Consider the following 13,702-nt stretch of genomic DNA (forward strand, 5'->3'; position numbering starts at 1 on the left):
TTTAACGTGAGATGAAAAATATAAAAAGGGTTGCCCGTTCAAAGTCCAATAAAGCCCGATTCATAGCAACTACATTGCTGTTTTGAGGAATATGAGTTAAAAAACAAGGATATGCAAGCGCTCTTTAATGAAGCCGATGAAAAAAACAAGAACCAGAAATAGGGCCCTGACAAAAATACGATGGCCTGTCCGTTGACCGGGACAGGCCGAAATGGGCTGAAAATCACCCGATCTTACAATTCCGCCAGATTTTCCTTCGCCAACTGAAACTCCGGACTGAGCACCAGCGCTTCCTCGAAGGCCGCCTTTGCCTCCTCGTTACTTCCCTGGTCCTTATATATCAGTCCTTTTAGGTTTTGCGCGGCAGCTCTCATGCTGACCTCCTGCATGTTATTTTCCCCCATGGGAAAATTTAGCTTCTGCTCGCTGGACTTGCTATCCTTTATCAGCATGTTTACCGAATTCAGCGCCTCCTCGTATTTTTTCAAGGTATACTGCAGGTATCCGGTTTTATACAGGCTAAAGAGATCTCCTGAAAGCAAATGAAGCGATTCAAAATGCGGAAGTGCGCGTTCCAACGCGCCCAATTGCTCCAATGAAAAAGCAGCGACTTCCAGCCCAGTGATGCTTTTGTCGTTTCGTTCGAGGATATCCAATGCCACCAATGCGGAGGATCCGTATTGTTCCATTTCAAAATAAAGTCGGGCAAGTGTTTCCGGATACGAAAGATTGCGGGGATTCCGCTCCATGAGTTCGTACAATTTCATTTTCGCTACGGACACGTCATTGTAGCGCATGGCCAGGGCATAAATGCGGTTATCGACATCATTTTTCGCTTTGTTGCTACTGGAAACCGAGGCGGCAGTAGAATCGGTGTTGGCCTCATCTTGTGCATTTACTGCACCTTGTGCACCCAGGCACAACAACAAAAACAGTACGGCGTATTTCATAGGTATCGTCAATGGTTTGTTTTTTTCTCTATTCCTTTTTTTGCAGCCAGTCGGTACATTAACTCCAAGGCTTCCGATTTATTGTTCTGAATCTGCCCCTCCAGAATCGCTTCTTTGATTTCTTCTTTCAAATCACCTACGACCCGTGAGGGTTTCAGGCCAAATATAGCCATGATTTCATCACCAGAGACAGGAGGTTGAAAATTTCTCACCTGATCTTTTGCTTCTACTTCCTGCAACTTTTTTTCTACTTTATCGAAATTTGCCAGAAAACGTTTGACTTTGTGGTCATTTTTTGACGTCACGTCCGCGCGGCAAAGCTGCATTAAGTCGTCTATATCGTCTCCCGCTTCGAACAGCAGCCTCCGAAGCGCCGCGTCGGTTACCTTATCGTTAACCAGGGCTATCGGGCGCAGGTGCAATTTTACCAATTTCTGGACGTATTTCATGCGTTCGTCCATGGGAAGTTTTAGCCGACGAAAGATTCCGGGCGTCATCCGGGCACCTTTATCTTCGTGTCCGTGGAAAGTCCAGCCTACTTTCTGATTAAACCGCTTGGTGGCCGGTTTGGCAATATCGTGCATGATGGCTGCCCATCGTAGCCATAAGGAATCGGTTCTGGTGGACACATTATCCAATACCTGCAGCGTATGGTAGAAATTGTCCTTGTGCGACTTATCCCCAACCGAATCAACGCCCTGCAAGGCAACCATTTCCGGAAAAAAATGCTCCAGCAATCCACTGACAAACAACAATTTAAACCCATACGAGGGTTTTTCGGTCAGAATGATCTTGTTGAGTTCGTCGATAATCCGTTCTCCGGAAATAATGGATAGCCGGTCTGCGTTTTTCAGGATCCCCTCGAACGTATCCGGTGCGATATCAAATTTCAATTGAGCGGCAAACCGAATGGCTCGCATCATGCGAAGCGGGTCGTCCGAAAAGGTAACCTCCGGGTCGGCAGGTGTACGAATGATTTTCCGCTTGAGGTCCTTTACCCCATCAAATGGGTCCAGCAGCTCGCCATAGTTCGCCTCATTAATTGATATCCCCAGGGTATTGATCGTGAAATCCCGCCGCTCCTGATCTTCCTGCAGCGTTCCCGCTTCTACCTGGGGCTTCCGCGAATGACGTTGGTAGGACTCCTTTCGGGCGCCTACAAATTCCACCTCCCAGTCACCGACCTTAATCATGGCCGTCCCAAAGTTTTTAAATACCGCTACCGGTGGGTGGTCCGGAAGCGAAGCGGATACGGCTTTCGCCAGCGTGATGCCATCTCCGATGCAAACGAAATCAATGTCTTTGCTCGGACGATCGAGAAGTAAATCCCGAACGTATCCTCCCACCAGATAGGTTTCCATATTCAGCTGGTCTGCAACAGTCCCAACCTGTTGAAAAATGGGTATGGTCGCGAGCGATTTTTTCAGATTCATGCGTTTCGTATTTTCACCCGACCGTCCGCATGGATTTCAATGGCGCGGCCTCCTGCCGCTGGCAGGGGAAAATCCTGCACTGCCGGTATCCATTCCCCTTCGCCTTGTTCGGCGCCCTCATCCCATTGCATGTACACGATTTCCCGCAGATCATACAAGAGTCGGTACCAGTAAGGTGATTTAATCAGTGCAAATGTAATCAATCCTTCGGAATTCGTTTTACCCCATAAGAAGCCTTCCGGCGGACTATGGAAAATCACCTGATCCGAAGAATACGCTACCAGGTCCAGGGCTACCTCCGCGAAGGTTCCCACCAACCCTCGGAGTTGCTGCAGGTCGTGGAGAAGAAAAATACCGGTATTTCCTGCCTGCCAGGAATCGAACCTTCCCCATCGAAAGCGATTCCCGATCGGATCTTCGAAGCGAAGTTTCCCCGAATGTCTAAACTGCATTTTTACTGCCCGATAGTCCACTGTATTCGGTTGATTACTGGAAAAAGAATTTATTTAAAGACGCATTCCCCATCAAAAAACCTCCCTGGCGACGCGATAGGTGGCATCGGCCTTACTCATCGTGTAGTAGTGAAGGCTGGGTACACCGTAAGCCACCAACTCCTTGCTTTGTTGGATGGCCCACTCGATCCCTACTTCCTTTACATCCGCATTGTTTTTGCATTTTTCCAATCCCGACAGCAGGTCGTCCGGCAAGTCCAGGTAAAAGGTTTTGGGCAGGTTGACAATCTGGGACAGGGTGGTAATGGGTTTGAGCCCCGGGATGATGGGCAGGTCGATACCCACTTCCCGTACTTTATCGACAAAATCGAAATATTTTTTATTGTCGAAAAACATCTGGGTTACGATGTAGCTGGCCCCGGCATCCACCTTGGCCTTGAGTTTTTTCAGGTCGAAATTCAAGCTGGGAGCTTCAAAGTGCTTTTCCGGATACCCGGCCACGCCCACGCAGAAATCCGTGCGGAATCCCACTTCCGTCTCGTCGTTCAGGTAACGGCCATGATTCATTCCGATAATCTGCTCGACCAATTCACTGGCATACCGGTGCCCGTCCTTATTGGGAAGAAAATTGGCTTCAGATTTCGGCGCGTCTCCACGCAAAGCCAGCACATTTTCCACCCCGATAAAGTAGAGGTCAATCAGGGCATTTTCGGTTTCCTCGCGGGAAAACCCACCGCATAAAAGATGTGGAACGGCATCTATGTGAAACCGGTTCATGATCGCTGCACAGATGCCCACCGTACCGGGTCGTTTGCGGGTGCTGACTTTTTCCAGCAAGCCGTTGGCATGCTTTTTATACACGTACTCCTCCCGATGATACGTAACATCGATAAAGGGAGGTTTGAACTCCATGAGCGGTGCGATGCCTTCCAATAGGTGGCTGAGACTCTGCCCTTTAAGGGGAGGTAGAATTTCAAAAGAAAACAACGTCTTCTTTGCTGCTTGTATGTATTCGGTTACTTTCATTCGTTTTAGGTAATGGGCGGCTGTTTGGAGCTATCCCCCGTAGGATAACTGCGGAGAATAAGAAAGGTTGGGAGACAACCAACGTTCGGCCTGGGCTTTGGAAACCCCTTTGCGTCGGGCATAATCTTCGACCTGATCTTCGCCGATTTTTCCCAATCCAAAGTACTTGCTCTCCGGATGTCCAAAATAAAAACCGCTAACGGAGGAGGTAGGGTACATCGCAAAGCTATCCGTGAGTGTGATCCCTATCCGGTTTTCCACGTCCAACAGGTCAAAAAGGGTTCGTTTTTCCGAGTGCTCGGGGCAGGCGGGATATCCCGGTGCCGGACGGATGCCTTGATAGGATTCGCGAATCAGGCCCTCGTTGTCCAGGGATTCTTCCGGGTCGTAGCCCCAGAATTCTTTTCGTACCCGTTCGTGCAGGTATTCTGCAGCCGCTTCGGCAAGCCGGTCTGCCATGGCTTTCAGCATGATGTCGTTGTAATCGTCTCCGTTTTCCTGAAAGACTTTTAATCTCTCCTCGATCCCCAAGCCAGCAGTCACCGCAAATCCCCCAAAATAATCCTGTTGCTTCGGATGAATGTAATCCACCAAACTCCGGTTAGGTACCCCTTTTCCTTTCCTTCCCTGCTGCCGGAGGAAGTGAAACACGTACTGTTTTCCAGGAGTGAACTCCGGGTCGATGATCAAATCATCTCCCGAGCGGTGCACGGGAAAAAGCCCCAAAACGGCCTTTGCTTTGAGCCAACCCTCGTTGACAATGCGGTCTAGCATGTTGTTGGCATCGTTGTAGAGTTTGAGTGCCTCTTTGCCTACTACCGGATCTTTGAGGATTTTTGGAAACTTACCGGCCAGCATCCAGGTGCTAAAAAACGGAGTCCAGTCGATGTACCCGCGAATGGTGCCCAGGTTCAACCTATCCAGCACATGCAAACCGGTTTTTTTTGGCACGAAGGGCTGGTAGTGGGACCAGTCCAGTGGAACGGGATTGGTTTTTGCTTCCTTGTATGTAACGAGCTGTTTGACCTGTTGTTTGGCCTCGTGTTCGTCACGCAGGCGGCTGTACAGCGCTTTCATTTCCTTCCGGTATTTCTCCCGCGTATCTTTGTTGATGGCTTCTCCCGCCACAGGAACGGATTTGGAAGCATCCGCCACGTGTACCACAGTGCCGCTATACACCGGATCTATTTTCACGGCTGTATGGATGCGCGAGGTAGTCGCCCCTCCTATCAGCAGGGGAATGGTAAGCCCACGCCGTTCCATCTCGGCTGCGACGTTTACCATCTCGTCCAGAGAAGGGGTAATCAGCCCACTTAGTCCAATGATATCCACTTTTTGAGCGACTGCCTCGTCGATAATTTTTTCGGTTTCCACCATCACGCCCAGGTCAATGATCTTGTAGCTGTTGCATGCCAGCACCACTCCCACGATATTTTTGCCGATATCGTGCACGTCTCCTTTTACTGTGGCGAGTAGAATCCGGTTTATATTATCGGTTTCCGGCTCGCCCTCTTTGGCTTCTTCCGGCAGGGGCATGAACGGCTCCAGGTAGGCCACTGCCTTTTTCATCACCCGGGCACTTTTTACCACCTGGGGCAAAAACATCTTTCCTTCCCCGAAAAGGTCTCCTACCACATTCATCCCGTCCATCAGCGGACCTTCGATTACCTTGAGCGGATCCTGTAGGTCCAGGCGGGCTTCTTCGGTATCTTCCACAATGTGATCCAATATTCCTTTTACCAAGGCATGTTGGATGCGTTTTTGCACCGGCTGACTTCTCCACGCCTCGTCTGTCTTACTTTTTTTTCCCTGGGATTTCACCGTTTCCGCAAAGTCAAGCAACCGTTCGGTAGCATCTTCCCGGCGATTCCAAATCACGTCTTCCACGTGTTGCAGCAGGTCTTTTGGAATGTCGTCGTATATTTCCAGCAGGGAGGGATTCACGATGCCCATGTCCATTCCGTTTTTAATGGCATGGTACAGAAATACCGCATGCATGGCCTCCCGTACGGGGTTGTTTCCCCGGAAGGAAAAGGAAACGTTACTCACTCCTCCACTTACTTTTGCTCCCGGAAGATGGTCTTTAATCCATCGGGTGGCCCGGAAAAAATCAATGGCGTTGTTTTTGTGTTCGTCCATTCCGGTTGCCACCGGAAATATATTCGGATCAAAAATGATGTCCTGGGGGTTGAATTTAACGGTTTGGGTAAGTAGGTTGTAGCTACGCTCGCAAATCTGAATCCTTCGTTCGTAGCTATCGGCCTGGCCTTTTTCATCAAATGCCATCACGACCACAGCTGCACCAAACTTCTTGATGGTCCGGGCCTGTTGGATAAACTCCTCCTCTCCATTTTTCAAACTGATGGAATTGACGATTCCTTTTCCCTGAATGCATTTGAGGCCGGCCAGAATGATCTTCCACTTGGAGCTATCGACCATCACGGGTATGCGGCTAATTTCGGGTTCGGAGGCGATCAGGTTCAGGAATTTCACCATGGCCGCTTCCCCGTCCAGCATGGCTTCGTCCATGCAGACATCCAGAATCTGTGCTCCTCCCCGTACCTGATCCAGGGCAACTTCCAGGGCTTCGTCGTACTTCCCGTTTAAAATCAGCCTGGCAAATTTCTTGGAACCGGTCACATTGGTCCTTTCCCCAATATTTACAAAATTGATGGTGGGGCCAAAAACCAAGGGTTCCAAACCGGAAAGTTTCAATGTGGTTGTTTTCGTAAAATCGTTCATGGGGTTATTTTTCTTGGGTAGCTACCTTCAGTGGTCTTGGCGAAAATTTAGAGGCAGTATTGGAAATGGCGGCAATGTGTTCCGGTGTGGTGCCGCAGCAGCCACCCAGAATATTGATCCAGCCTTCCTTAAGAAAATCCGTCAATTGATCGTTCATTTCACCCGGACCTTGATCGTATTTTCCAAACTCATTGGGAAGACCGGCATTGGGATAGACGCTTACGTAATAGGGGGCATTTTCGGCCAAAACCTTCAGGTAAGGGCGCAACTCTTTGGCTCCCAGCGCACAATTTAGCCCGATGCTAAGCAGGGGCACATGGGAGAGCGAAATCAAAAAGGCTTCGGTAGTCTGGCCGGAAAGGGTCCTGCCCGAGGCATCCGTGATGGTTCCAGATACCATGATGGGAATTCCGCCATCCTGCGGATCCAGGGGAATCCCTCTTTTTTCGTAGACCTCTTGTATTGCGAAGAGGGCTGCTTTGGCATTTAGGGTGTCGAAGATGGTTTCGATCAACAGCATATCAACGCCTCCATCCAACAATCCTTCCACCTGCTCGCTGTAGGCTTCCACCAGTTGGTCAAAATTAATTGCCCGGTAGCCTGGGTCGTTTACATCGGGCGAAAGGGAAGCCGTACGGTTGGTAGGACCGATGGCACCCGCTACAAATCGGGGCTTTTTTGGATTTTTTGCGGTACAGGCATCGGCCACCTCGCGCGCCAGTCGGGCCGATTCCGCATTGAGTTGGTAAGCCAGGTCGGCAAGGCCGTAGTCTTCCTGGGCAATGGATGTGCTGCTAAAGGTATTCGTTTCGACAATATCCGCACCCGCATCAAAATAGGCTTGATGGATCTCTTTGATGATTTCCGGCCGGGTGAGTGAGAGCAGGTCGTTGTTTCCCTTCAGGGACTTCTTCACTCCATAGAGGGCCTCGTTTCTAAAATCGTCTTCCTGCAGGGCATACCGCTGTATCATGGTACCCATGGCCCCATCCAAAATCAATATTCTTTTTTGCAGCTGCTGAAGCAATACTTCGGTTCTGTTTGGCATGTTGTCGTAATTTTATAAAAAACTTATACGAGCATGAACCGGGCTAAAACTAGAATGGAATCTCTACCTTTTTCGGCTCATCTTTATCCGGCATGTCCGGAACGGGAATTAGCACCTTGTCACATCAGGTTGCTAAGACATCATAGGGCCCTACCCTCCGTCTTTCTCGATAAGCAATGCCAAAAGTAACAGGATTTAAGGAAAAAAAACCCCTTTTTTCCAAAAAACTTTGAATCAAAGTAAGAGACCTGAGCTGATAAACGGTAGTCCGGCTAGGGACGCAGGCCGAAACCCAGTTGCACGTAGGGACCCGACATGTAGTTTGCCATGGTTAGCTCCCCCAAACGATACCTGCTTAGGGGAACTTCGTATCCGGCATGGGCGGAATACACCAGGCGAAAGGTGTTGTTAAATACCGGGAGGGCGTAAGAAACCGCCACTTCTGATTTACTCATGAGCCCACTGCTTCGGAGGTAGCCGTCAAAATCCGGTTCTTCAAACAAAAGGGGGAAATCGGGTTTAGCGGTGTGCTCCAGGCTGTAGCGCAGGTTGCCGTAGCCCAAACCCAGCGTTGCGCCGAGTTCCAGGTTTCGCCGCTTAAACAATTGGTACCCGTAGTTCCCATAAACCCGCACACTATTCAGGGTGTGGCGATGGGTAGGCCCTGCCTCTCCACTAGTACCCAGATTAAACACGTCCACTCCGTACATGCGGCTTCTGTTCTCACCCATGATTTTAATACCCAAATTATACGGCGCCTGTTCCAGGGGATTCCATCCGTTTTCCACGAAATAGGAATTTAAGCGATCCGGACTGCGGAAATTTCTTCCGTAAAAAAAATGCACCCCGATCCCTGCATCGGGGAAAAAGAGATTCTGATCCGGCATGGAGAGCGCGGCTCCGAGGCGAAGGAAGGCCCCACTTTGCAGGTTGTCAAAGGTAATCCCGTTGAGATTCCAGGCGCCTGCAAACGGGGAAAAGGAATACCCAAACTTGCCCATTAATCCCATGTTTTCCTCCAGGCCTGGCAAGGGAATATCGTACCCAAACTGGAAGCCAATCTCTGTGAGGAACCCGCCTAAATTTCCACTGCCCCGTTGGATATCGTGCTTCCGTATCAGAAAGCCCTGTGCGGGTTGCTCCAGAAAGGCATTCAGGTCATCCACCCGGCGTTCGTCCCGGAGCATTTGAAAGTTGAGGTAACCCGATCCCAGGGACATGTAGTGAATCAACTGAAACCTTCCCTCTTGTGTCAGTGAATAGCCCACATTCAGGTAAAACCGGGTGGTGCGGTGGTCCATGCGGTACTCCCGGAAATAGGAATTGGATCCATTGTTTTGCAGGAGCTCAAAACCCAGGATAAAGTCCGTGAGTCGGTATTGGTAGCCAATTCCGATGGTTCGGTAACCCCCTCTGAGTGGGCTAATGCCTTTTTCCGCAAGCATCTCATTAAAGTCCCGGATGGTAGATCCCGAACTGCCTACCAGAAAATACAGCGTAGAACGCTCCGTCAGATTACCCTGAGCGCGAAGACTTCCAAACACGAAAAAGTAGCAAAGCAAAGCACCTATAATTCCTCTCATAGCACGGATGAAAGATGCAAAGGTAGGATTTTACAGGATGAAAAACCATACCGTCCAACCATTAAGGCGGAGGGCGATCAGAGGTATTTAATAATTTTCCCGTAAAGGTTTTCCGGGGTGAAGGGTTTGGAAATATAATCGTCCATGCCCGAAGCCTCCAGCTGATCCTTTACTTCCAGTAATGAGGACGCTGTCAGCGCTATAATCGGGACATTTCTTTTAGACAGCAAATCCAGTTTACGAATGATTTTCGCCACCTCGAAGCCGTCCATTTCCGGCATTTGCAAATCCAGCAGGACCATGTCGAAATCGGTTTTGAAAAAATGATCCAAGGCAATTTTCCCGTTGGCCGCAAAACAAATTTCCCCCACTCCCCACTTGGAAAGGTACTTTTTTAATAGAATTTGATTGACCTGGTTGTCTTCTGCTACCAGAATTTTCTTATGCTCCAGCTTTCTGTCGGAGTCTACTTCATCCTTTGCCTTCAATTGCGTACGTGCGTCCTGAATTTCAAATGCAACGTCAAACCAGAACGTGGAGCCTTCTCCCAGTTTGGATTCGAGGCGGATTTGTGTGCCGAAGAGTTTGGTAAGCTTTTTGACAATGGCCAGTCCCAGGCCAGTACCCCCGTATTTTCGAGTCGTGTCGGTACTCGCCTGCGTAAAGGCATCAAAAATGGTTTTGACTTTGTTTTTGGCAATGCCAATACCCGTATCTTTGACCGTAAAGCGGATGGTTACCCAATTATCCTGCTGCTTGATTCGGTCCAGGCTGATTTTGATATAACCCCTGTCCGTAAATTTGATGGCATTGCTGATCAGGTTATTGAGTATCTGCGCAATTCGCACCGGATCGCCGATGAGGAGTTCGGGCAGGTCAAAATCCGGCTCGTAGATAATTTCCAGGGATTTATCCCGGATTTGATAGGAATAGGAATGGATGATTCGATTGATCAGGTTTTTTGGTTCGAAGGGTACTTTTTCCAGAATCAATTTTCCCGAATCAATCTTGTTAAAATCCAGAATATCGTTGATCAGTCCCAGAAGGTTTTCCGCGGAAAACTGCAAGGTTCGCAGGTTTTCCAATTGGTCTTCCCTGGGGTTGTCTTCCAGTAGGAGGTGGGAAAGACCGATTACCGCATTCATCGGCGTACGGATTTCATGGCTCATCACCGACAAAAATTGGCTTTTTGCATTCAGCGCGGCCTCTGCTTTTTCTTTGGCTTTGTACAGCTCCTTTTGGGTTTCTTTGAGTTTGGTGATGTCTCTGGCGATACCGGTATAGTACCGTACCTCCCCTTTTTCGTCTTTGATTACTTTCCCACTAGAACTAAACACCCGGTAATGTCCCTTTTTGTGCCGTAGGCGAAATTCGAATTCGGGATTTTCCTGGAAATAGGTAATGGGCTTGATTTGCCCATCCAAAAAAACCTTTGCGTCCTCGGGATGGAGGTAGTCGGTAAAATCACCGCTGGTAAACTCGTAGGTTTCGTAGCCTAAAAACTGCTTGATATTTGGAGATACGTAGCTTAGCTCCATTTGAGCGGTGATGGAGAAAATAATTTCAGTAGATTCCTCTACCAAATTCCGGTATTTGATTTCGCTTTTTTTCAGCTCTTTTTTTGCCTTGTATTCTTCCGAAATATCCCGTACAATCCCCAGATAATATTCCAGATTGTCGCCGTTAAAAATGGGCTTACCTGTCAGTTCGTAGAACCGACTCATATAGGGCATTACTTTGCTAACGGTGTTTCGTTTTTCCAGGGCTTCTTTAAACATGGGACCCACTTCTTCCAGCGTTGTGGTGTGCACCTCGTGGATGGTTTTTCCCTCGAAATACGCTTTGTCAAGTCCCCAATATTTAAAATTCGATCCCTCGGCCACCAGGTATTTTAGATTTCGATCAATTAGAAAAACATTCGTGTGCGGAATATTTGAGGCGAGTACCCGGTATCGGTTTTTTATTTTTTCGATTTCCAATCGGTCCTTTTTTCGTTCCGTCACATCGTGCAACAGTCCTTCGTAAAGCACCACCGTTCCCTGCTGATTGAATATGGGGCGTATTTTATCTTCTACCCAGCGATACGAGCCATCTGCGGACAATAGGCGGTATTCCCGGCTGTACTGCGTCTTTTCGGGATGAATCAGTTCCTTTTCGAAAATTGCCAAGTCCTCCGGATGAATGATATCCGGCAAACTGGCGGATTGACGCAAGAGCTGCTCGGCCCGGTAACCAAACTGATTGATATTTTCCGTGATGAATGAGAGTTTAAATCCCTGGCTGGGAGCCACCTCAAATAAAATTGCCGGACTATTTTCTACGATCAATTTGGCCTTTTTGGCCAATTCTTCCCGCTGAATCTTGGAGGTCAGGTTACGAATCAAAAAAGAATACCCGATTTTCTCGATTTCAATGTTGTTGATGGGTTTTACCGAGACTTCGTAAGGCTGCACCTTGCTGGTATTATCCAGGATCTGAACTTCTTCCAACCAAATACCCAAATCTTCCGCCTTGCGAATCAGGCCGGGGAACGATTTGGATGGAGCACTGGTAATCTGAAAGAAGTCACTGATTTTTCCCTGACCGCTGGGCTTGGGCTCTCCTTCGAAAATAGCCGCCTGATTCATGTAAATCACGTTGAGCTGCAGATCCGTGACATAGATGGGCTCGTTGACCTGCGCCAGAATCTGCGACTCAAAAAGGAGCTTTCGCTCAACGGTTTTCTTTTCCGTGATGTCGTTGCAATAGCCAAAAACTTCCAGATTGCCCTGTGGGCTAAGTTGATTTACTTGTATACCGTATGCAATGTACTTTTCTTTGCCGCTTTCCGTCGTAAAAATAAACTCACCGGAAACTGATTTTCGTCGGGTGATTGCTTTCTGAACCATGGATTTCACCTTGTCCTTATCCTTTAGCCGAATCAGGTTTAGGAAATTACGGATACTCATCGCATCGGAAGCAGCATCCATTTCAAAAATCCGGTTAATCCCTTTGGAAAAATAAATTTTTCGGTCCGAATTATTGAAGCGCCAGGATCCCGATTTTGCCAGAATCTCGGTGGAGCTTAACAGCTTTTCGTTTCGAAACAGCCTCGATTTGGTGGATCGATTGATAAAGGCCGCCCCCAACACATCTCCCAATTGCTTCAGAATGTACTCGTCCCGGTGGTCCTGAATCCAGTCTTTCTGCACCGAAGGGCTACTCAGGGTATACATGCCCATGAGTTTGTTTTCAGCAAAAATTGGAACCAAAATGAAAGCCCGAATACCAAACCGCTCTCCAATATGGCTTTCGAACGGATGGATTCCGTCGCGTTGCTGCAAATCCCCAACGGCCCGAAACCTGGATTCCGCCAGTCCCTGCAAAAAACTCTCCTGCCCCGCAAACGAAATCGATTGACTGATTTTCCTGGAGGCATCGTCTGGATTTTGGGCCCATTCAAAAACGCATTCCAAAAGCTTGATCTCTTCGTACACCAGAAAAAAATTGGCTTGCGTCGCCCCCTGCGCATGGGCAATCATCGAAAGGGCCTTTATCACTACCTGATCCCATTCGTCATCACCGGCATTCAAAAAACGGGTAGTCACCCAGTTAATCATCCGCTCAAATTCCACCTTTCGGTGCAACAGGAGCGCTACATCCTGATCGGAGGAGGTATTTTCCGCCTTCTTGCCATCCGAAGCAAGTTCCTTTGGAGGATTGAAAATACCGGTAACCGTGCACAATTTCCCCTTTCCCAGCACATGCTTTCCAGAGATTTTCAGGGCAAATCCCGGGTTGCGCTCCGACGAATAATCGAAAGTGAGATCACCCGGTTCTTTGTCTTCAAAGTAGGCCTGTATCTCGCGAGTAAGGCCCTCAAAACCTTCCAAATACGACTCCCAACCCTCCTCCTTTCCTTTGAAGGGCGCCCAGTCACCCTCTGAAAAAATCACATGACTTTTATCAAATACTAAAAATAAATAGCGTTCCCCGCCGAAACGTTGATAGAGATTTTTTTCAAATCCTTTATCCATTTTAAAAATCGGTGTTTTCATTCAGAACCATCGGGAAATCCGAAGAGTTGTCCGCGAAATCAGTATGTTATAATCAATGCCATAAGTTACTAACAAATATCAATTCCATCCTAAATTTATCCTACTAATATAGGGGCATTGGCAAAACAATACCGATCGCCCTTACGCAGCATACGGGGAACGCATTTAGTCAGTCGCCAATTCCTCTACTAACTGCTTCAAATCCCCCTTTTTTATTAATTGGTCGTTGACAACGGCTACAGGTCCGGACTTGCAGCAATCCATGCACTTGGTTTTTACCAATTTATACTTTCCCCGAAAGGATCCGGAATGGATGATACTACCAATATCCTCGGCGAAACTTTTTGCCTTGTTGGATTTGCAGTCCGAACCCAGACAAACAAAAATAAACTTCCGACGTTTTTTCATGTGTTTATACGTGTCTCTAACTT

At 48.3% G+C, this 13,702-nt stretch carries 9 protein-coding genes and 1 riboswitch; all 9 genes read right to left on the reverse strand.

Features of this window, described 5'->3' with window-relative positions; translation table 11 throughout:
- Nucleotides 1-233: 233 nt before the first annotated feature.
- Nucleotides 234-950 (reverse strand): hypothetical protein, encoded by a 717-nt coding sequence (locus GCU44_RS20980; protein WP_092178379.1) that lies wholly within the window; start codon nt 948-950, stop codon nt 234-236.
- Between the two features lie 8 nt (nt 951-958).
- Nucleotides 959-2,383: a CCA tRNA nucleotidyltransferase gene (locus GCU44_RS20985; RefSeq protein ID WP_154859342.1), complete on the reverse strand. Its 1,425-nt coding sequence runs from the start codon at nt 2,381-2,383 to the stop codon at nt 959-961.
- Nucleotides 2,380-2,835 (reverse strand): hypothetical protein, encoded by a 456-nt coding sequence (locus tag GCU44_RS20990; RefSeq protein WP_154859343.1) that lies wholly within the window; start codon nt 2,833-2,835, stop codon nt 2,380-2,382. The genes GCU44_RS20985 and GCU44_RS20990 overlap by 4 nt, the downstream gene beginning before the upstream one ends.
- A gap of 72 nt (nt 2,836-2,907) precedes the next feature.
- On the reverse strand, nt 2,908-3,861 hold the full coding sequence (metF, locus tag GCU44_RS20995; protein WP_092178385.1) for a methylenetetrahydrofolate reductase [NAD(P)H]: 954 nt from the start codon (nt 3,859-3,861) through the stop codon (nt 2,908-2,910).
- A 30-nt stretch (nt 3,862-3,891) separates the two neighbouring features.
- The gene (metH, locus tag GCU44_RS21000; RefSeq protein WP_154859345.1) at nt 3,892-6,603 is read right to left on the reverse strand and encodes a methionine synthase; all 2,712 of its coding nucleotides are present in this window, start codon (nt 6,601-6,603) and stop codon (nt 3,892-3,894) included.
- 4 nt (nt 6,604-6,607) lie between these two features.
- The gene (locus tag GCU44_RS21005) at nt 6,608-7,651 is read right to left on the reverse strand and encodes a homocysteine S-methyltransferase family protein (protein WP_154859347.1); all 1,044 of its coding nucleotides are present in this window, start codon (nt 7,649-7,651) and stop codon (nt 6,608-6,610) included.
- A 74-nt stretch (nt 7,652-7,725) separates the two neighbouring features.
- Nucleotides 7,726-7,827, reverse strand: a riboswitch (SAM riboswitch).
- A gap of 96 nt (nt 7,828-7,923) precedes the next feature.
- Complete coding sequence (locus tag GCU44_RS21010; RefSeq protein ID WP_154859349.1) at nt 7,924-9,234, reverse strand: hypothetical protein; 1,311 nt, start codon at nt 9,232-9,234, stop codon at nt 7,924-7,926.
- Between the two features lie 77 nt (nt 9,235-9,311).
- On the reverse strand, nt 9,312-13,250 hold the full coding sequence (locus GCU44_RS21015; protein WP_161993989.1) for a PAS domain S-box protein: 3,939 nt from the start codon (nt 13,248-13,250) through the stop codon (nt 9,312-9,314).
- A gap of 186 nt (nt 13,251-13,436) precedes the next feature.
- Entirely contained in the window at nt 13,437-13,679 is a 243-nt protein-coding gene (locus GCU44_RS21020) for a (2Fe-2S) ferredoxin domain-containing protein (protein WP_092178395.1), read from the reverse strand.
- Between the last annotated feature and the right edge of the window lie 23 nt (nt 13,680-13,702).

It is taken from the genome of Cyclobacterium xiamenense (assembly GCF_009467825.1).
Taxonomy (GTDB): Bacteria; Bacteroidota; Bacteroidia; order Cytophagales; family Cyclobacteriaceae; genus Cyclobacterium; species Cyclobacterium xiamenense.